Annotated in this window: 18 protein-coding genes; 8 read left to right on the top strand and 10 right to left on the bottom strand. The window is 68.9% G+C overall.

All coding sequences use genetic code 11. The features are described 5' to 3' along the window. Nucleotides 1-415, bottom strand: a 415-nt coding sequence (gene secG, locus AC07XS_RS12770; protein ID WP_321208111.1) for a preprotein translocase subunit SecG, incomplete at its 3' end; no start/stop codon positions are given. Between the two features lie 108 nt (nt 416-523). Beyond that, the gene (gene tpiA, locus AC07XS_RS12765; protein ID WP_182714664.1) at nt 524-1,273 is read right to left on the bottom strand and encodes a triose-phosphate isomerase; all 750 of its coding nucleotides are present in this window, start codon (nt 1,271-1,273) and stop codon (nt 524-526) included. A gap of 138 nt (nt 1,274-1,411) precedes the next feature. Between tpiA and AC07XS_RS12760 the strand changes: the two genes are divergently transcribed. Next, the gene (locus AC07XS_RS12760; RefSeq protein ID WP_182714663.1) at nt 1,412-3,319 is read left to right on the top strand and encodes a peptidylprolyl isomerase; all 1,908 of its coding nucleotides are present in this window, start codon (nt 1,412-1,414) and stop codon (nt 3,317-3,319) included. Beyond that, the gene (gene trpE, locus AC07XS_RS12755; RefSeq protein ID WP_182714662.1) at nt 3,316-4,830 is read left to right on the top strand and encodes an anthranilate synthase component I; all 1,515 of its coding nucleotides are present in this window, start codon (nt 3,316-3,318) and stop codon (nt 4,828-4,830) included. Before AC07XS_RS12760 ends, trpE begins: the two co-directional genes overlap by 4 nt. Here trpE and AC07XS_RS12750 read toward each other — a convergent pair. Then, a complete protein-coding gene (locus tag AC07XS_RS12750) occupies nt 4,827-5,033 on the bottom strand; it encodes a peptidoglycan-binding protein (protein WP_152950105.1) in 207 nt (68 codons plus the stop codon). The two genes, trpE and AC07XS_RS12750, sit on opposite strands and share 4 nt — an antisense overlap. Nucleotides 5,034-5,120: 87 nt before the next feature. Here AC07XS_RS12750 and AC07XS_RS12745 point away from each other — a divergent pair, with 87 nt between their 5' ends. The 4 genes from AC07XS_RS12745 to lexA all read left to right on the top strand — a co-directional run bounded on the left by AC07XS_RS12745 (nt 5,121) and on the right by lexA (nt 8,381). Then, nucleotides 5,121-5,711 carry an aminodeoxychorismate/anthranilate synthase component II gene (locus AC07XS_RS12745; protein ID WP_182714661.1) on the top strand — a complete coding sequence of 197 codons (591 nt, stop codon included), beginning with the start codon at nt 5,121-5,123 and terminating at the stop codon, nt 5,709-5,711. Nucleotides 5,712-5,727: 16 nt separating this feature from the next. Next, entirely contained in the window at nt 5,728-6,765 is a 1,038-nt protein-coding gene (gene trpD / locus AC07XS_RS12740) for an anthranilate phosphoribosyltransferase (protein WP_182714660.1), read from the top strand. Next, on the top strand, nt 6,762-7,556 hold the full coding sequence (gene trpC / locus AC07XS_RS12735) for an indole-3-glycerol phosphate synthase TrpC (protein WP_054765571.1): 795 nt from the start codon (nt 6,762-6,764) through the stop codon (nt 7,554-7,556). The genes trpD and trpC overlap by 4 nt, the downstream gene beginning before the upstream one ends. Before the next feature lie 123 nt (nt 7,557-7,679). After that, on the top strand, nt 7,680-8,381 hold the full coding sequence (lexA, locus tag AC07XS_RS12730; protein WP_054765570.1) for a transcriptional repressor LexA: 702 nt from the start codon (nt 7,680-7,682) through the stop codon (nt 8,379-8,381). On the opposite strand, the gene AC07XS_RS12725 is transcribed toward lexA, so the two are convergent. Beyond that, complete coding sequence (locus AC07XS_RS12725; RefSeq protein ID WP_321208109.1) at nt 8,362-10,470, bottom strand: ComEC/Rec2 family competence protein; 2,109 nt, start codon at nt 10,468-10,470, stop codon at nt 8,362-8,364. The two genes, lexA and AC07XS_RS12725, sit on opposite strands and share 20 nt — an antisense overlap. 67 nt (nt 10,471-10,537) lie before the next feature. On the opposite strand from AC07XS_RS12725, the gene gltX reads away from it, so the two are divergent. Beyond that, nucleotides 10,538-11,953 carry a glutamate--tRNA ligase gene (gene gltX / locus AC07XS_RS12720; RefSeq protein ID WP_152950096.1) on the top strand — a complete coding sequence of 472 codons (1,416 nt, stop codon included), beginning with the start codon at nt 10,538-10,540 and terminating at the stop codon, nt 11,951-11,953. Nucleotides 11,954-12,020: 67 nt separating this feature from the next. Further along, the gene (gene gltA, locus AC07XS_RS12715) at nt 12,021-13,313 is read left to right on the top strand and encodes a citrate synthase (protein ID WP_054765568.1); all 1,293 of its coding nucleotides are present in this window, start codon (nt 12,021-12,023) and stop codon (nt 13,311-13,313) included. 81 nt (nt 13,314-13,394) lie between these two features. Here the strand turns inward: gltA and lpxB are convergent, their stop codons facing one another. From lpxB to AC07XS_RS12685, 6 genes are read right to left on the bottom strand one after another with little or no spacing between them, the layout of a single operon-like run. Beyond that, entirely contained in the window at nt 13,395-14,564 is a 1,170-nt protein-coding gene (gene lpxB / locus AC07XS_RS12710; RefSeq protein WP_182714659.1) for a lipid-A-disaccharide synthase, read from the bottom strand. Further along, nucleotides 14,561-15,400, bottom strand: a complete 840-nt coding sequence (gene lpxI, locus AC07XS_RS12705) for a UDP-2,3-diacylglucosamine diphosphatase (RefSeq protein ID WP_182714658.1) — start codon at nt 15,398-15,400, stop codon at nt 14,561-14,563. The genes lpxB and lpxI overlap by 4 nt, the downstream gene beginning before the upstream one ends. Next, nucleotides 15,397-16,185: an acyl-ACP--UDP-N-acetylglucosamine O-acyltransferase gene (lpxA, locus tag AC07XS_RS12700; protein WP_182714657.1), complete on the bottom strand. Its 789-nt coding sequence runs from the start codon at nt 16,183-16,185 to the stop codon at nt 15,397-15,399. Before lpxA ends, lpxI begins: the two co-directional genes overlap by 4 nt. Continuing rightward, entirely contained in the window at nt 16,185-16,661 is a 477-nt protein-coding gene (fabZ, locus tag AC07XS_RS12695; RefSeq protein WP_054765564.1) for a 3-hydroxyacyl-ACP dehydratase FabZ, read from the bottom strand. Before fabZ ends, lpxA begins: the two co-directional genes overlap by 1 nt. Before the next feature lie 2 nt (nt 16,662-16,663). Beyond that, complete coding sequence (gene lpxD / locus AC07XS_RS12690; RefSeq protein ID WP_182714656.1) at nt 16,664-17,677, bottom strand: UDP-3-O-(3-hydroxymyristoyl)glucosamine N-acyltransferase; 1,014 nt, start codon at nt 17,675-17,677, stop codon at nt 16,664-16,666. Nucleotides 17,678-17,684: 7 nt separating this feature from the next. Beyond that, the gene (locus AC07XS_RS12685) at nt 17,685-18,287 is read right to left on the bottom strand and encodes an OmpH/Skp family outer membrane protein (protein WP_054765562.1); all 603 of its coding nucleotides are present in this window, start codon (nt 18,285-18,287) and stop codon (nt 17,685-17,687) included. Nucleotide 18,288 lies beyond the last annotated feature (1 nt).

Raw genomic sequence — 18,288 nt, 5'->3', positions numbered from 1 at the left:
GGGCGGGGGTGGGGGCCGGCTGCTGCGCCGGCGCCGCCGACGGCAGGCTGGCTTCCAGATCGTCCAGCGACGGGGCCGACGGTTGGGCGGGAGCGGCCGGCTGGGCTTGGGCGGGCTGTTGTTGCTGGGGCCGGGGCGTGGTGGCCAGGGAACCCACGGCGTCGGCGTCGATCACCGAGGTGGAGGCGCGGTCCATATTGCCGACCACGGTCAGGATGATGGTCAGGCCGAACAGCAGGGCGGCCAGAACCCAGGTCACCTTGGTCAGCAGATTGCCCGCGCCGCGCGCGGTCATGAAGCCCGAAGGTCCGCCGCCCATGCCCAGGGCGCCGCCTTCCGAGCGTTGCAGCAGAACGACGCCCGTCAAGGAGACGGCGACCAGGATGATGGCGACGAGCAGGATGGTCTGGAGCATGGCGTCATTCATGTGGGCGCGCAGCTGCGCCGATCAAGCGGCGGCCTCTATCACCGATGCCGCCCAGGGGCAAACCTATAGCCGCGCCCGACCGCGCGGCCTTGTCGTTCAGGCCGCGCGGATGATCGGAAGAAAGTCTTCGGCCTTCAGCGAGGCGCCCCCGACCAGGGCCCCGCCGACCTCCGCCGTCGCCAGAATATCGGCCGCATTGTCCGGCTTGACCGAACCGCCGTACAGGATCGGGACCCGGCGCGCCGCCTCGCCCAGCCGGTCGATCAGGGCGCTGCGGATCGCCGCATGGACCTCGGCGATCTGTTCGAGGCTCGGGGTCAGGCCGCTGCCGATCGCCCAGACCGGCTCATACGCCACCGCAAACGTCCGCTCCGCCAGTCCGTGGGGCAGAGAGCCCGCCACCTGGGCGCTGACGACCGCGACGGCCTGGCCGGCCTGTCTCTGTTCCAGCGTTTCGCCGACGCAGACGATCGGCTCCAGTCCCGCCGCAACGGCGGCCTGAACCTTGTCCGCCACCTGGGCGTCGGTCTCTCCAAAGGCGGCCCGGCGTTCGGAATGGCCCAGGATCACCAGCCCGGCCCCCGCATCCGCCAGCATTTCCGCCGAGATCGAGCCGGTGAAGGCGCCCGACGGCTTGTCATGACAGTCCTGCCCGCCGGTCTCGATCGCGCTTCCGCTCAGAACCGCGCTCATCTGATGAACCAGGGTGGCGGGGGGGCACAGGGCCACGCGGGCCTCGGTCGGCGTGGCGGACAGGGCGGTCTTCAGCGCCTCGGCTTCGGACAGGGCGGCCGTCAGGCCGTGCATCTTCCAATTGCCGACGATCAACTTCACGGATTGTTTCATCGCCCCTGTCTAGGGGGCGAAAACCGCCGCGCCAAGAGGGGCGCCCCAATCTGGACATCAAGCCGTTCTTGCGGCGGCCCGCCCGGGCCGACTATACGCCGAAGCGAAGCCATCGTCGGCAAGTCTCCGGGTCCACGAATGATCACCGCCTTCCGCGCCTTCTCGCGCTCCAAATGGGCCGCCGCCCTGCTCGTCCTGATCGCGATCAGCTTCGTGATCGTGGGGGCGCGCATGGACGTCTTCGCCAACCTGGGACCGAAACACGTCATCGACGCCGGCGACCGTTCGATGAACGAGGCCGAGTTCTCGGCCGCCTTCGGACGGGTGCGCGAGAACATTCAGCAGCAGGCCGGTCGTCCGGTGACGAACGAGGACCTGATCGCCGAAAACATCCATGTCCGCTTTCTGGAAAGCCAGACCGAACAGCTGGGCTTCCTCAACTGGGCGTGGAAGGCGGGCATCCGCCCCGGCAAGGAGTTGATCGTCAAACAGATCCGCCAGATCCCGGCCTTCTTCAACTCGGTCACGGGCCAGTTCGACCAGAAGGCCTATGAGAGCGCCCTGGCCCAGCAGAACCTGACTCCCGCCATGCTGGAACAGGACCTGCGCGACCAATATGCGACCGAACATTTCAACGCCGCCGTCTTCGCCGGCGCCCGTGCGCCCCGGATCTACGGCGCCCTCCTGGCCGGCGCCGCCTTCGAGAGCCGCGACGGCCGCTGGTTCGAAATCACCCCCGCGATGGCCGGCGACATCCCCGCCCCGACCGACGCCCAGTTGAACGCCTTCATCCAGGAGAACGCCGCCCGGCTGCGCGCGCCGGAGTTCCGCATGGCCTCCGTCGTCCTGTTCTCGCCGGAGCCCGGCGCCGCCCCGGCCGTGTCGGAAGAGCGGATCCGCGAGCGGTTCGAATTCAAGAAGGACAGCCTAGGCAAACCCGAGACCCGCACCTTCGTCACCCTGACGGCGCCCAGCCGCGACGCGGCCCAGAAGATCGCCGCCGCCCTGCGCGCCGGTCAGTCGCCCGCAGACGTCGGCCGCGCCAACAGCATCCAGCCGGCCCAGTTCGACGCCACGCCGCGCTCCGCCATCGGCGACGCCGCCACGGCCGCAGCCGTGTTCGGCCTTCAGCCCGGCCAGGTGTCGGACCCGGTCCAGGCGGGCGTGGGCTTCGCCGTCGCCAAGCTGACGGCGGTCCAGCCCGGTCAGCCCGCCAGCCTGGAGGGTTCGCGCGAGCAGATCATTCAGGAACTGCGCGCCGAGGACATCAAGGGCCAGACCTACGCCAAGGTCGAAAAGTACGAAGCCGCCCGAACCGCCGGCAAGAGCCTGGCCGACGCCGCGCGTGAAGCCGGGGCGCGGATCGTCGACCTGCCGCCCTTCACCCAGGACGGCAAACTGCCGAACGGCCAGCCGCTGAACGCCCCGCCGCAGTTGTTCGAAACCGCCTGGTCCCTGACCAAGGGCGGTGAAAGCGATGTGGTGGACGCCGGCCAGGGCCAGTATTTCGCGGTCCGGTTGAACGACATCCGTCCCTCGGCCCTGCCGACCCTGGCCGAGGTGCGCGAGCCCCTGGCCGCCCAGTGGAGACAGCGTGAGATTTCGCGTCGCCTCGCCGCCAAGGCCGAGGAGTTGGCCGGTCGCGTGCGCCAAGGCCAGGACATCGCCGCCGTGGCCCGTTCCGTCAACGCCCCCCTGACCGTCCGCACCGGCGTCGTCCGTGATCAGGCCACCCAGGAGGCCCTGGGTCAGGGCGTGCTGCAAGGTCTGTTCGGCCAGTCCAAGGGCCAGGTCTTCTCCCAACCGGGACAGGGCGGCGTCCTGATCGGCCGGGTCGATGACATCCACGCCGCCAATCCGGCGGTCGCCGGTCCGCTCGCCGAACAGGCCCGCCCGCGCATCACCCAGGAGATCGTCCAGGCCATGGTTCAGACCGAGATGGCGGCGGCGGCCAAACGCTCCAAGGCCAAGCATGACGTCGGCCTGGCACGTCAGGCCCTGGGCCTGTCGGCCGAACCGACCGCGCCCGCCGCTCCGGCGCAATGACGCAGGCGGACAGCGAGCCTGATTTCGACGCCTTCGCCGCCGGCCTCAGGGCCGGCCGGCCCCAGGTGATCGTGCGTCGGGTGATCGACGACCTGGAGACCCCGGTCTCGGCCTATCTGAAGCTGGGGCTCCACCGGCCTTACGCCTGTCTGCTGGAATCGGTCGAGGGCGGCGCCGTCAAGGGCCGCTATTCGATCCTGACCCTGGACCCGGACGTGGTCTGGCGCTGTCGGTCGAACGCGGCGGAACTGGCGCGCGGTCCAGCCGTCGCCGAAGGCCGCTTCATTCCCGAGCCCCTGCCCACGCTTCAGTCGCTGCGCGCCCTGATCGCCGCCTCCAAGTTCGACCTGCCCGACGGTCTGCCGCCGATGGCGGCCGGCCTGTTCGGCGTCTTCGGCTATGACATGGTGCGCCTGCTCGAGCCGCTGGGCGAACCCAATCCCGACCCGCTGAACCTGCCCGATGCGGTCCTGACCCGACCGTCGCTGGTGGCGATCTTCGATTCCGTCGGCCAGGAGATCATCCTGGTCTCCGCCGCCTATCCCGACACGGGCGGCGACGCGCGGCAAGCCTTCGACGCTGCTGTCGCCAGGCTGGACGCTTTCGAGACGGGCCTGCGCGAGCCCTTGCCGGTGCGCGCCGCGCCGCAGCCCACGCCCGCCCCGACCTTCGCCTCGCCCGTGGACGAGGCCGGTTTCGGCCAGATGGTGGCCCGGGCCAAGGACTATATCGCCGCCGGCGACATCTTTCAGGTCGTGCTCAGCCACCGTTTCTCGGCGCCCTGGACCGAAGATTCGTTCGCCTTCTACCGCTCCCTGCGTCGCCAGAACCCGTCGCCCTATCTCTTCTATCTGAACTTCGAAGGCTTCCAGCTGGCCGGGTCCAGCCCGGAGATCCTGGTCCGGCTGAAGGACGGCCAGGTCACCATCCGACCACTGGCCGGAACCCGGATGCGCGGCGCCACGCCCGAGGCGGATAAGGCCCTGGAGGCCGAGCTGCTGGCCGATCCGAAGGAGCGGGCCGAACATCTGATGCTGCTGGACCTGGGCCGCAACGACGTCGGCCGCGTCGCCGCGCCGGGCACGGTCGAGGTGACCGAAAGCTTCGTCGTCGAACGCTACAGCCAGGTCATGCACATCGTCTCCAATGTGCGCGGCAAGGCCGATCCGAAACTGGACGCCGTCGACACCCTGCTGGCGGCCCTTCCCGCCGGCACCCTGTCAGGCGCGCCCAAGGTCCGAGCGATGGAGATCATCGACGAGCTGGAAGCCGAAAAGCGCGGCGTCGGCTACGGCGGCGGCGTCGGCTATATTTCGGCCGGGGGCGAGGCGGACATCTGCATCACCCTGCGCACCGCCCTGTTCGCTGATGACCGGATCTTCGTCCAGGCCGGCGCCGGCGTGGTCGCCGACAGCGATCCTGCCGCCGAATACGCCGAGACCCGGCACAAGGCCCGCGCCCCCATGCGGGCCGCCGAAGAAGCCTGGCGTTTCCGCACCGGCAACCGCTAGGGCGTGTAGGTCGGCGGGGCTTGGTCGAAACGAACGCCGGGCCCCAGCACCACCACCCCGGCCATGACCACGGCGGCCGCAGCGGCCAGGGCGGCGGCGCCTAGCGCCGCATAGGGGCTGATCGGTTTGGGTTCGACAACGACCAGCTTCGCCTTTGCGGCGGCGATCTTGTCGGCGATGTCTTGTTCGGCGGCGAGTTTCACCCCTCCACCTGCCCCCATGACCGTTAAGATGCGCTTTAGCGACGCATATGCTTGGCGCGGACGCCTGTCACGCCTAGAAGCCTGATCATGATCCTCGTCGTCGATAACTACGACAGCTTTACCTACAACCTCGTCCACTACCTCGCGGAGTTGGGCGCGCCGACCCATGTGGTGCGCAACGATGACCTGACGGCGGCCGAGGCCTGGGCGCTGAACCCCGCCGCCGTCCTGCTGTCTCCCGGCCCCTGCGCGCCGGATCAGGCAGGCATCTGCCTGCCGCTGATCGAAAGCGCACCGGCCTCCATGCCCATCCTGGGCGTCTGCCTGGGCCACCAGGCCATAGGCCAGGCCTTCGGCGGCGACGTGATCCGCGCCAAGACCCTGATGCACGGCAAGACCTCGCCGATCCATCACGACGGCAAGAGCGTCTTCGCCGGCCTGCCCACGCCCTTCACCGCCACCCGCTATCATTCCCTGGCCGTGAAGCGCGAAACCCTGCCCGACTGCCTGGAAGTGACCGCCTGGACCGCCGACGGCGAGATCATGGGGCTCCAGCACCGCAGCCGCCCGATCCATGGCGTGCAGTTCCACCCGGAATCCATCGCCACAGAACATGGCCACGACATGCTGGCCAACTTCCTTCAGATCGCCGGCGTGAAGCGCCTCGCGGCCGCCTGATCATGGCCGCCTGACCATGGCCGATGGTTTCAAGCCGATCCTCGCCCGACTGGTCGAGGGCCACCCCCTGACGTCCGAACAGGCGCACGACTTCTTCGCCGCCTGCCTGCGCGGCGAACCGACCCCGTCCCAGGTCGCCGCCGCCGTCACCGCCCTTCGGATTCGCGGGGAGACGGTGGACGAGATCGCCGCCTTCGCCCAGGCCATGCGCGAGGCCGCCCTGACCTTGGATCATCCCTATGAGGTGATCGACACCTGCGGCACCGGCGGCGACGGCCAGCACACCTACAACATCTCCACCGCCGCCGCCCTGGTCCTGGCCGGCGCCGGCCTGAAGGTCGCCAAGCACGGCAACCGGGCCATGTCCTCGAAATCCGGCTCGTCCGACGTCCTGTCGATCCTGGGCGTCAACATGGCCGCCAGCCCGGCCCAGCAGCGCAAGGCGCTGGACGAGGCCGGCATCTGCTTCCTGTTCGCCCCCGCCTATCACGGCGCCATGCGCCATGTCGGCCCCGTCCGGGCCGAGATCGGTTTCCGCACCGTCTTCAATCTGCTGGGCCCCCTGTCCAACCCGGCCCAGGCCAGACGCCAGGTCATGGGCGTCTATGACCCCCGACTGCTCGAGCCTCTGGTCGAGGTGCTGGGCCGGCTGGGCGCGACCCGCGCCTGGACCGTCCACGGCCAGGGTCTGGACGAACTGGCGACGTCCGGCCCGACCGAAGTGGCGGAATGGAAGGACGGCGCCGTCCGCCGCTTCCAGGTCACGCCCGAGGACGCCGGCCTGCCCCGCGCCTCCATCGACGCCATTCGCGGCGGCGACGCCGAGGAGAACGCCGCCGCCCTGCGCGCCCTGCTGGCGGGCCAGACGGGCCCCTATCGCGACATCGTCTTGCTGAACGCCGCCGCCGCCCTCGTGGTCGCGGATCGGGCGACGGATCTCGCCGAAGGCGCCGCCCTGGCCGCAGCCGCCGTCGACGACGGCCGGGCCGCCCAGGCCCTGGAGCGGCTGGCCCGCATCACCTCGACCCCGCTGGAGACGGAGGACGCCCCATGACCGACGTTCTGGACCGTATCGCCGCCTACAAGCGCGAGGACGTCGCCGCCCGCAAGGCCGCGACCTCTCAGGACGCGATCGAGACTCTGGCCCAGGCCGCCTCGGCCCCGCGCGGCTTCCGCGCCGCCCTGGATCGAACGGTCGAGGACACCGGCCGCCCCGCCCTGATCGCCGAGATCAAGAAGGCCAGCCCGTCCAAGGGGTTGATCCGTCCCGACTTCGATCCCCCAGCCCTCGCCAAGGCCTATGAGGCCGGCGGCGCGTCCTGCCTTTCGGTCCTGACCGACGGCCCCAGTTTCCAGGGCGACGACGCCTATTTGGGCCAGGCCCGTGCGGCGACCGCCCTGCCCTGCCTGCGCAAGGACTTCCTGGTCGATCCCTGGCAGGTCGCCGAGAGCCGGGCGCTCGGCGCCGACTGCATCCTGATCATCCTGGCCATGATCGACGATCGGCTGGCCGCCGAACTGCTGGCCGAGGCCGAACGCTTCGGCATGGACGCCCTGATCGAAACCCACGACGAGGCCGAAATGGCGCGCGCCTGCGCTCTCGGCGGGGATTTGGTGGGGATCAACAACCGGTCGCTGCGAACGTTCGAGGTCGATCTGGAAACGACGGAACGCCTGGCGATGCTCAGCCCCGTGCGCGCCCTCCTGGTCGCCGAGAGCGGCATCTTCACCCCCGACGACGTCGCGCGCGTCTCCGCCGCCCACGCCCAGGCCATTCTGGTCGGCGAGAGCCTGATGCGTCAGGCCGACGTCGAGGAAGCGACGCGCAAGCTGCTGGCCGCCTGATTCAACTGGACGCGCGTGGTGAAGCGACGCCGTTAAGTTGACATTAGGAAGGAACACTTACAGAACATCGTCAATGTTCACGGCCCGTTCCGATTCGTCGGTCGGGCGCATGAGGGGCCGGCGATGCTCACGCGCAAACAGCACGAACTGCTGATGTTCATCCACGAACGGATTCAGGAGACCGGCGTCTCCCCCTCGTTCGACGAGATGAAGGAGGCGCTGGACCTGGCGTCCAAGTCGGGCATTCACCGGCTGATCACGGCGCTGGAGGAGCGCGGCTTCATCCGCCGCCTCGCCCACCGCGCCCGCGCCCTGGAAGTGACCAAACTGCCGGAGCAGGCCACAGCCGGCGCTCCGCGCGGCCGGGCCGGGTTCAAGCCCGATGTCATCGAAGGCGGCGGCGGCGCGCGTCCCGTCGCTGCGGCCTCAGCCGCCAACGACACCCGCGAACTGCCGCTCCTGGGCAAGATCGCCGCCGGCACCCCCATCGCGGCCATCCAGCACGAGCAGGAGCGGCTGCCGGTGCCGGAATCCATGCTGGGCAAGGGCGATCACTACATCCTCGAGATCGAGGGCGACTCCATGATCGAGGCCGGCATTCTGAACGGCGACCTGGTGGTCATCCGGCGCGGCGACACCGCCAACAACGGCGAGATCGTCGTGGCCCTGGTCGAGGGCGAAGAGGCCACGCTGAAACGCCTGCGCCGCAAGGGCGGCTCCATCGCCCTGGAGCCCGCCAACCGCAACTATGAGACCCGCATCTTCGGTCCCGACCAGGTGGAGGTTCAGGGCAAGCTGGTCGGCCTCATGCGCCGCTATCACTGACAGCCGGATCCGGCCGGCGCGCCCAGGGTCGATCTCCGCGCACGTCGGCCGTCCACATCGCCTTCCAGCGGTCCGCTCCGTCGCGCCACAGCTCCACCGCCCCGCCGCGTGCGAAATCCGCCCCGTCCAGAACCAGCCGCCCGTCGCATGAGGGCGGCAGGGCGTGAACCACCGCCCGCACGCTGACCACCGGGGCCGCAAGGCACAGGGCGTCCATCTGCTGCATGTCCGGCGTCCGCCTGCCCCACCACAGGGCGACCGGCCCCGCCCCAGTGAGTTCGGGACGGCATGAAGCGCGGTCGCAGGCCCAGCCGGCCTCGGGTCGGCCCGCCAAGGCCAGACCGCGCCGCCGGGACCACAGGTCCGTCGCAAACTCACGCACGCCGGGCCGGACGACGATCGCCTCGCCCTCCCGATGAAAGGCCGCATTGGTCCCGCCGTCGCCGATCCAGACGTCCGGCGTCGGCGCGCGCGGCCAGACCAGCACCGCCGCCGCAAAAGGCAGGCCCAGCCACCGCAGCCGCCCCTGCCAGAGGCAGACGAACAGCACGCCAAGAAAGGCCACGGGCAGCACAGGGTCCGGCGCGCTGGCCACTGTCCGCACCGCGCCCGGCAAGCCGGCCGTCCAGCCGCCGATCGCCAGCGTCAGATCGACGCCCCACCCCGCCACCGCCAGGAACGGGCCGCCCAGGCCCACGGGCTCCAAGGCCGCGCCCAACGCGAGGGCGGGCATAAGGACGAAGTCCGCCACCGGCGCCGTCGCCAGATTGGCCAGCAGCCCATACATGGCCGTCCGGTTGAAATGCTGCATGGCGAAGGGCCCCGTCGCCAGCCCCGCCACGACGCTGGCCGCCACCGCCGCCGTCAGCCAACCGCCGAACCTCTGGACCGCCACAATGGGCCAGGGCGCCGAGATCGCTCGGGTCCGCTTGGGCCAGATTTCGACCAGGGCCACCAGGGCCGCCGTCGCCGCGAACGACATCTGGAACCCCGGCGTCACGATGGCCTCGGGCTGGATCGCCAGGACGGCGAAGGCGGCCACGGCCAGCCCGTGCATGGTCACGGCCTGCCGGTCCAGCAAGATGGCCGCAAAGGCGATGGAGGCGGTAATGGCCGCCCGCTCCGCCGGCGGCGGGGCGCCGGAAATCACCAGATAAACCCCCACAGCCGTGAGGCCCGCCGCGGCGGCGACCTTCTTGCCGGGAACGCGCAAGGCCAGCCAGGGCCAGGCCGCCACGCCCAACCGCACGGCGAAGAAGACAAATCCGCCGACGATGGCCATGTGCAGGCCCGAGACCGACAAAATGTGCGCCAGGCCGGATTCCCGCATCACATCCATGTCGTCCTGGCTGATCCAGGCCTCGTGGCTGGTGGTCATGGCCGCCGCGATCCCGCCGGTCCGCTGCCCTAGCCGCGCCACGATCCGCTCCGCCAGGGCATAGCGCGCCCCATTCACCGCCATGGCCAGTCGAAGCCGCCACGGCGCCGGCGGCAGATCGATCCGCCGTGTCTCTCCCAGAGCGAAGGCCACGCCGCCCAAGCCCTCGAAAAAGGCGTTGCGACCGAAGTCATAGGCGCCGGGACTGGCGGGCGCAGGGGGCGGATTGAGAATGGCGAACAGTCGGATCGCCTCGCCGGGCCTCGGCGGCTCGCCCCTCACCGTGACCCGCAGCCTAACCGGGGTCTCCTCCGGGCTCAGGCCTCGGATCCAGACCGGGGCCGCCACGATCCGCGCGCCGTTCTCGCCAGGGCTGTCGACATCGACGACCCAGGCCTCGATCACCACCCCCTCGGGCAGGGCCGGCGCGATCGGGGCGGCCACGCTTTCGGTGCGAATCTTCGCCGCCGCCAGGCCGCAGGTCAGGCAGGCCAGAATCATCAGCGGCCAGGTAAGACGCCGCCTCAAGCCGCGCCGCCGCGCCGCCAGCCATGCCGCGACAGCCGCCGCCGCCGTGATCACCAGAGGCCACAGGCTCGGCTCTGTCCTCAGGGCGAAATAGCAGGCGGCGCCGCCGCCGAAGGCCACCGGCGCCCAAAGCCGCCATCTCAGCGCCTGCGCCTTGACCTCGTCGGCCAGCCAGGCCCGCAAACGCGCGCCGGGGGTAGGTTTTGTCGTCTCGGGGCGTATAAGGGCCTCGCTTACGGACCCTTCCCCCATGACCTTGCCTTCTTCGACTGTCGTCACCCGCTTCGCCCCCTCGCCGACAGGCTATCTGCATATCGGCGGGGCGAGAACCGCCTTGTTCAACTGGCTGTACGCCAAGAGACACGCGGGACGCTTCCTGATCCGGGTCGAGGATACCGATCGGGAACGTTCGACCGAGGAGGCCGTCCAGGCCATCTTCGACGGCCTGAGCTGGCTGGAGCTGTTCGCCGACGAAGAGCCGGTGTTCCAGTTCAGCCGCGCCGACCGCCATCGCGAAGTCGTCGATCAACTGCTGGAGACCGGCCACGCCTATCGCGATTTCACCACGGCCGAGGAAACCGGACGTCTGCGCGACGCCGCCAAGGCCGAGCGTCGCACCTTTGAATCGCCCTGGCGCGACCGCACCCCGACCGTCGACGACCTGGCCCAGCCGCACGTCGTCCGCTTTCGACGCCCCCAGTCCGCCACGGTCACCGTCGCGGACGAGGTCCAGGGTTCGGTCAGCTGGTCGACCGACGACCTCGACGATCTGGTCCTGCTGCGCTCGGACGGAGCGCCGACCTATAATCTCGCGGTCGTTGTCGATGACCACGACATGGGGGTGACCCACGTCATCCGCGGCGACGACCATCTGAACAACGCCGCCCGCCAGAGCTTGATCTATGACGCCCTCGGCTGGACCCGACCGACCTTCGCCCATATCCCGCTGATCCACGGGCCGGACGGCGCCAAGCTGTCGAAGCGCCACGGTGCCCAGGCCGTCCACGAATACGCCGAAATGGGCTATCTGCCCGAGGCCATGCGCAACTATCTGGCGCGCCTCGGCTGGGGTCACGGCGACGACGAACTGTTCAGCGACGCCCAGGCGATCGAATGGTTCGATCTGGCCGGCATCGGCAAGGCGCCGGCGCGGCTGGACTTCGACAAGCTGGCCCACGTCAATTCGCATTGGCTGCGGCTCGCCGACGACGAACGCCTGGCCAAGCTGACGCTGGACGTCCACCTCGCCCGGGGTCGCAGCCTGGCCGAGGCCGACGAGGCCCGGCTCCAGCGCGCCATGCCCTTCGTGAAGGACCGCGCCAAGACCGTGCTGGAGTTGGCCGACCAGACCGAATTCGTGCTCAAGACACGTCCCCTGGACATTGACGACAAGGGCCGCGCCCTGCTGTCCGGCGAAACCCTGGACCGCCTGGCGCGTCTGCGCGACCGGCTGGCCCTGTTCCAGTCCTGGGACGTCTTCGCCCTGGAAGCCGAGCTGAAAAGCTTCGCCGAATCCGAACAGGTCGGCTTCGGCAAGATCGGTCCGCCCATGCGGACGGCCCTTACCGCAGGGTCAACATCACCTGATATTGCACGAACTTTGTCCGCTCTTGGGCGCGACGAAAGTCTCGGACGCTTGGATGATGCGCTGCAACAGACTAAGTGATCAACCACAAACCTAAGAGCGCCCGGCGCCTCCCCGCGATCGGACGTCCAAATGCAAAGGGGCATTGATGACTGACCAAGCCAAAACCGCCACGCTCTCCTTCGAGGGCAAGAGCGTCGATCTGCCCGTTCTGTCGGGTTCGACCGGTCCGGACGTTATCGACATCCGCAAGCTCTATGGCGGAACGGGCGCTTTCACCTTCGATCCGGGCTTCACCTCGACCGCCTCCTGCGAGTCAGGCCTGACCTATATCGACGGCGACGCCGGCGTCCTGCTGCACCGGGGCTATCCGATCGACCAGCTGGCGGCCCAGTCGAACTTCATCGAAGTCTGCCACCTTCTGCTGCACGGCGAACTGCCGACGGCCGCGCAGTACGAGAAGTTCGAAGACAGCATCACCATGCACACGATGCTGCACGCCCAGTTCGACCGCTTCTTCGAAGGCTTCCGCCGTGACGCCCATCCGATGGCGATCATGGTCGGCACGGTCGGCGCACTGTCGGCCTTCTATCACGACAGCCTGGACATCCATGATCCGGTCCAGCGCGACATCTCGGCCATCCGTTTGATCGCCAAGATGCCGACGATCGCGGCCCGCGCCTACAAATATCATGTCGGCCAGCCCTTCATCTCGCCGCGCAACGACCTGTCCTACGCCGAAAACTTCCTGCGGATGTGCTTCGCCGTGCCGGCCGAGGACTATCACGTCGATCCGGCCCTGGTGCGCGCCATGGACCGCATCTTCACCCTGCACGCCGACCACGAGCAGAACGCCTCGACCTCGACCGTCCGCCTGGCCGGTTCGTCGGGCGCCAATCCGTTCGCCTGTATCGCCGCCGGCATCGCCTGCCTGTGGGGCCCGTCGCACGGCGGCGCCAATGAAGAGGCGCTGAACATGCTCAAGGAGATCGGCACCCCCGACAAGATCCCCGAGTTCATCCAGGGCGTGAAGGACCGCAAATACAAGCTGATGGGCTTCGGCCACCGGGTCTATAAGAACTATGACCCGCGCGCCAAGGTGATGCAGCAGTCGGCCTATGAGGTTCTGGCCGCCACGGGCCGCGAAAACGACCCCCTGTTCCAGGTCGCCAAGGAGCTGGAAAAGGTCGCCCTGAACGACGAATATTTCACCTCGCGCAAGCTGTTCCCGAACGTCGACTTCTATTCGGGCATCACCCTGTCGGCCATGGGCTTCCCCACCACCATGTTCACCGTCCTGTTCGCCCTGGCCCGAACCGTGGGCTGGATCGCCCAGTGGCAGGAAATGATGGCCGATCCGTCACAGAAGATCGGCCGCCCGCGTCAGCTGTACACCGGCCCGACGCAGCGCGATTACGTGCCGATCGAACAGCGCGGCTGATCGAGCGCCACAGGCCTGAAATGCAGAACGCCGGGGCGCAGGCCCCGGCGTTTTTCTTTGTCTGAGACAGAGATCGGGCCGCTATCCAGCCGCCTTGGCCTCTATGACCCGCAACACGGCCTCGGCGGCCAGGGTCGAAGGATCCGGCCCGCCCCGCCCCATCAGGTCCAGCGCCGCCGTCTGACGCCTCGCCTGCTCGGCCGCAGCCTGGGGATCGTTCAACAGCCGCCCGACGGCCGCCGCCAGTTTTTCCGCAGACGCCTCGCCCTGGATGAACTCCGGGGCGATCCGTTCGCCGGCGGCGATGTTGAACAGGGTGATGTGTTCGGCCGTCACCAGCCGCTTCATCAGCTGATAGCTTGCCCCCCCGATCTTATAGGCGATGACCATCGGCGCCCCCGCCAGGGCCAGTTCGGTCGAGACGGTGCCGCTGGTCGCCAGGGCCGCCGTCGCCGCCCGCATGGCGTCGTACTTTTCGGCCTCATCGACGACATGGACGCGGAAAGGCCAGGCGGATACCCGCCCGACCACGTCCTTTGACACCGTCCCCGCCGCGACCACCGCGACTTCCAGGCCTGGATCCTGGGTCTTCAACCGCTTGACGGTCGCCTCATAGACCGGAGTCATCCGCGCGATTTCGGCCGGTCGGCTGCCCGGCAGGATCAGCAGCAGCTTGGCGTCTGGCGTGACGCCGCGCCGGGCGCGAAAGGCGGCGCCGTCGGCCCTGCCCATGTCGACGTGCAGGGCGGACGAGCCGACCACCGTCGTCGGCAGACCTTCACGCTCGAACCAGGGCGCGTCGAAGCTGTAGAGGGCCAGCAGATGATCCACGGCCCGCGCCAGGGTCCTGGCCCGACCAGGACGAGACGCCCAGACCTGGGGTCCGACGTATTTGATCAAGGGCACGTCCGGCCGCGCGGCGCGGATCGCCTCTGCGACCCGAATGGTGAAGCCCCAACTGTCGATCAGAACCACCGCGTCCGGCTGTTCACGCGCCGCCAGGGCGGCCGTCTCCGCCACGCGACGGCGCACCGTCCGATAGGCGCGCAGGCCCTCGATCCAGCCCAGAATCGACAGTTCGGCGATGTCGAAGGGACTGACGACGCCCTCGGCCGCCATGCGAGGGCCGCCGATGCCGACGAAGCTCACCCCCTGACCCAGCCGCGCTCTCAAGGCCCGGGCCAGGCCGGCGCCCAAGGCGTCGCCCGACGCCTCGGCCGCCACCAGCATGATCTTCAACGGACGGCTCATCGCGTTTCACCCCAGACGAACAGACCCAACCGATCCGCCGCCGCCACGATCGCGGACCGGTCGATCAGGATCAACCGCCCGGCGACGCCGGCGATCCCCGCCAGCCCTGCCGCCGCCGCCAGCTCCACCGTGCGCGGTCCGATCACCGGCATGTCCACGCGCAGATCCTGGATCGGTTTGGGCGCCTTGCCCAGCACCCCCCTGGGGGCGGCCGGAGCGCCGCGAAGGTAGGCGGGCAGGTCCGCCACGCGGCGCAGCATGGCGTCGGTGCCTTCCTGCGCCTCGACCGCCAGGACCAGGCCGTCACAGACCACCGCGCCCTGGCCGATATCCAATTCACCCGACTTTTCTGCGACGTGCAGCGCTTTTCTTAGATCATCTATCTGTTGCGGCGTCGGAACCACCGATCCCAGGGCGCCGGCCGCCAGGGTCTCCCCGCACAGTATGTCGTCGGCGCCTTCCACCCCGAAACCCTCCACCTCAAAGATGGACAGAATCTTCCTCAGCAGGGCGTCATCTCCCTTGGTCGCCGCCGCGACGATGCCCGGCAGCAGAGACGCACCCTTCAGATCGGGCTTCAACGTCTTGAAATCAGGTCGATTGACGATGCCGGCTAGACAGACGCTGGTGCAGCCTTCAGCCTTCAGAGCCTTCAATATGGCCCCGATCTGGGCCATGCCGAACTCGGCGCTGGGCCAACGGCTCAGATGCGGATCGGCGAACCCCGCCAGACGGATGATGAAGACCGGCCGTCCCTCGACCTCGCACCGGGCCGCCACCGCCGCCGGCAGATCGCCGCCCCCGGCGATCAGCCCCAGCCTTCCCGAGCGGCTCATTCCGCGTTCGGCAGACACAGCGGACGCCGCCCGCCATCACGGATGAAGGCGATGATCTCCAGGATCTCCGGCAGGTCGGCGTAGGCCTGGGCCACGCCGTCGATGCGACCGGCGAACTCGCCCTCGCCCTCGAACAGGTCGCGATAGGCGGCCAGCAATCTTCGTATCTGGGATTTGCCGTAACCCTTGCGCTTAAGACCGATCAGGTTCAGCCCGCGCAGTCGCGCGTGATTGCCCCAGGCCGAGCCATAGGGGATGACGTCGCGGGTCACGGCGGCCAGACCGCCGATGATCGCCCCCTGCCCCACGCGCCCGTTCTGGTGCACGGCGCACAGCCCACCCAGGAAGACCTTGTCGCCGACCTGGGCATGACCGCCCAGGGTGGCGTTGTTGGCCATGACCAGATGGCTGCCGACCACGCAGTCGTGACCGATGTGCGCGCCCGTCATGAACAGATTGTTGGAGCCCACGACGGTCACGCCCGTTCCCTGGGGCGTGCCCCGGTTGAAGGTGCAGTGCTCGCGGATCAGGTTGTTTTCGCCGATCTCCAGCCGCACCGGCTCGCCCTTGTAGCCGTTGTGCTGCGGATCGCCGCCGATGACGGCGAAGGGATGGATCACGGTTCCAGCCCCGACCGTCGTGTCCTGCTGGACCACTACATGGCTGACCAAGCGCACGCCCTCGGCCAGGGAGACATTCGGTCCGACCGTGCACCAGGGGCCGACCTCGACCCCTTCGGCCAAGGTCGCCGTGGCGTCGATCAGGGCGGTGGGGTGGACGGCCATCAGGCGGCGGGCTCCGTCGCCGGCGTGGGCACCGTCACCACCATGGCCATAAACTCGGCCTCGGCCGCCAGCTTGCCGTCGATGAAGGTTTCGCCGCGGAACTTGTAGGCGTCGCCTCGCGCCTTGATCACCTTGACCTGCATGCGCAGCTGATCGCCGGGCCGCGCCGGCTTGCGGAAACGCACGCCGTCGATCGACATGAACATGATGACCTTGTCCGCCACGGCGACGTCCAGGGTCTTGGACATCAGCAAGGCGCCGGTCTGCGCCATGGCCTCTACGATCAGCACGCCCGGCATGACCGGATCGATCGGGAAATGGCCGGGGAAGAAGGGCTCGTTGTGGGTGACGTTCTTGATCCCCACGATGGAAGTCGCGGGGACAAATTCCTCGGCCTTGTCCACCAGCAGGAAGGGATAACGGTGCGGCAGCCGCCGCATCACCTCGGCGTAGTCGATCTTGCCGTCTTCACTCATCCCTATGATTCCCTTGGGGCCTTCTTTGAAGACGCCTGTTTGGCGAGCCAGACGGTTTCACGCAAGAACTGTCGGATCGGGCGGGCCGGATAGCCGGACCAGGTCTCGCCCGCCGGAATGTCGGCCAGGACCCCTGCGCCAGCCGCCACCCGCGCGCCTTCGCCGATCGTCAGATGGTCGCCGATCCCCGCCTTGCCACCGAAGATGACATTGTCGCCGCTGGTCACGGAGCCGGAGATCCCCGTATTGGCCGCCATCAGATTGTTGCGGCCGATGACGCAGTTGTGGCCCACCATGACCAGATTATCGATCTTGGTGTTCTCGCCGATGACGGTGTCGTCATAGGCGCCGCGGTCGATGCAGCTGTTGGCGCCGACCGTCACCCCGTCCTGCAAGATCACGCGGCCCAGCTGGGGAATGTCCATGGCGCCGGCCGCCGTGCCGGTGGCGCCGAAGCCCGCCTCGCCGATGCGCGCGCCGGCATAGAGCTTCACACGGTCGCCGATCAGGGCGAAGCCGACGGTGACGTTCGAACCGATCACGCAGTCGCGCCCGATCTGAACGCCCGGGCCGATCACCGTATTGGCGCCGATGCGCGTGCCGCAGCCGATGCGGACGCCCTCGCCCAGAACCGCGCCGGGTTCGATCACCACGCTGTCGTCCTCGGACGCCTCAGACGGGGCGATGGCGCGGTCCAGGCTCAACGGGTGGTGCAGCAGGGCCGAGGCCATGGCCCAGGAGGCCTGGGGCGTGCGCGAGACGATCACCGCCGCCTCGGCCGGAACCGAGCCCACCGCCTGTTCCGGCACGATGACGCAGCCCGCCTGTGTCGCCGCCAGGGCCGCCACGAACTTGCGGTCGCCCATAAACGCGATCGCGCCCCCGTCCGCAGAGGACAGGGGCGCGACGGAACCGATCATCCGGTCCCCGCCCCGGACCGCCTCACCCCCGGTCTTGGCCGCCAGTTCGACGACGGACAGGGGCGAAAGGGTTTGGAAGAAGCGGGAATCGGGCATGAGGGCCTTAGTTGGCGGCGGCCGGCTGTTGCGGCTGCTGCGCCGGGACCGGCATGCGGTTGAACGACAGGGTCGGCAGGGCCGTGTTCAGCCGCTGGATCGCCGCGTCGGTCAGGTCCATGGCCGGGTTCATCATGAAGACGCTCTCGCGGTCCAGCAGCAGGCCGCAGCCCTTTTCCTGATAGAGGGCGGTCAGGATCGGCGAGACGGCCTCGGTGATGGCCTGGCGCTGCATGGCCAGGGTGTAGCGCAGCTCGTTCTCGCGGGTGGCTTCCAGCTGCTGGGCCTCCTGGGCGCGCTGCTGCAGGGCCTGACGGCGCTGTTGCAGTTGATCCGCCGGCAGGCTAGCGCCCGAGGTTTGCAGTTGCTGGGCTTCCGACTGAATGGCGGTGGCATAGGGCTGAAGCTCGCCCTGAACCTCCTGGGCCAGTTGCTGCATGCGGGCCTCGACCGCCTGACCGGCGGCCGACTGGGCCAGCAGGCGGGCGTTGTAATAGACGCAGACGCCCGGAATGACCGGACCGGGGTTGGCCGGCGCGGCCGTCTGGGCCGAGGCGGCGGTGGCGACCAGCGAGGCGGCGGCCGTGGCGGCGATGATCAGAGCTTTCATG

It is taken from the genome of Brevundimonas sp. GW456-12-10-14-LB3, from assembly GCF_059424365.1.
Note: the sequence above shows the minus strand (reverse complement) of the source record. Positions and strands in the feature narration are given on the sequence as shown.

Bases quoted from the DNA above. Each gene is read 5' to 3' on its own strand.
- tpiA (WP_182714664.1), bottom strand. From the start codon at position 1,273: ATGAAACAATCCGTGAAGTTGATCGTCGGCAATTGGAAGATGCACGGC.
- AC07XS_RS12760 (WP_182714663.1), top strand. From the start codon at position 1,412: ATGATCACCGCCTTCCGCGCCTTCTCGCGCTCCAAATGGGCCGCCGCC.
- trpE (WP_182714662.1), top strand. From the start codon at position 3,316: ATGACGCAGGCGGACAGCGAGCCTGATTTCGACGCCTTCGCCGCCGGC.
- AC07XS_RS12745 (WP_182714661.1), top strand. From the start codon at position 5,121: ATGATCCTCGTCGTCGATAACTACGACAGCTTTACCTACAACCTCGTC.
- trpD (WP_182714660.1), top strand. From the start codon at position 5,728: ATGGCCGATGGTTTCAAGCCGATCCTCGCCCGACTGGTCGAGGGCCAC.
- trpC (WP_054765571.1), top strand. From the start codon at position 6,762: ATGACCGACGTTCTGGACCGTATCGCCGCCTACAAGCGCGAGGACGTC.
- lexA (WP_054765570.1), top strand. From the start codon at position 7,680: ATGCTCACGCGCAAACAGCACGAACTGCTGATGTTCATCCACGAACGG.
- gltX (WP_152950096.1), top strand. From the start codon at position 10,538: ATGACCTTGCCTTCTTCGACTGTCGTCACCCGCTTCGCCCCCTCGCCG.
- gltA (WP_054765568.1), top strand. From the start codon at position 12,021: ATGACTGACCAAGCCAAAACCGCCACGCTCTCCTTCGAGGGCAAGAGC.
- lpxB (WP_182714659.1), bottom strand. From the start codon at position 14,564: ATGAGCCGTCCGTTGAAGATCATGCTGGTGGCGGCCGAGGCGTCGGGC.
- lpxI (WP_182714658.1), bottom strand. From the start codon at position 15,400: ATGAGCCGCTCGGGAAGGCTGGGGCTGATCGCCGGGGGCGGCGATCTG.
- lpxA (WP_182714657.1), bottom strand. From the start codon at position 16,185: ATGGCCGTCCACCCCACCGCCCTGATCGACGCCACGGCGACCTTGGCC.
- fabZ (WP_054765564.1), bottom strand. From the start codon at position 16,661: ATGAGTGAAGACGGCAAGATCGACTACGCCGAGGTGATGCGGCGGCTG.
- lpxD (WP_182714656.1), bottom strand. From the start codon at position 17,677: ATGCCCGATTCCCGCTTCTTCCAAACCCTTTCGCCCCTGTCCGTCGTC.
- AC07XS_RS12685 (WP_054765562.1), bottom strand. From the start codon at position 18,287: ATGAAAGCTCTGATCATCGCCGCCACGGCCGCCGCCTCGCTGGTCGCC.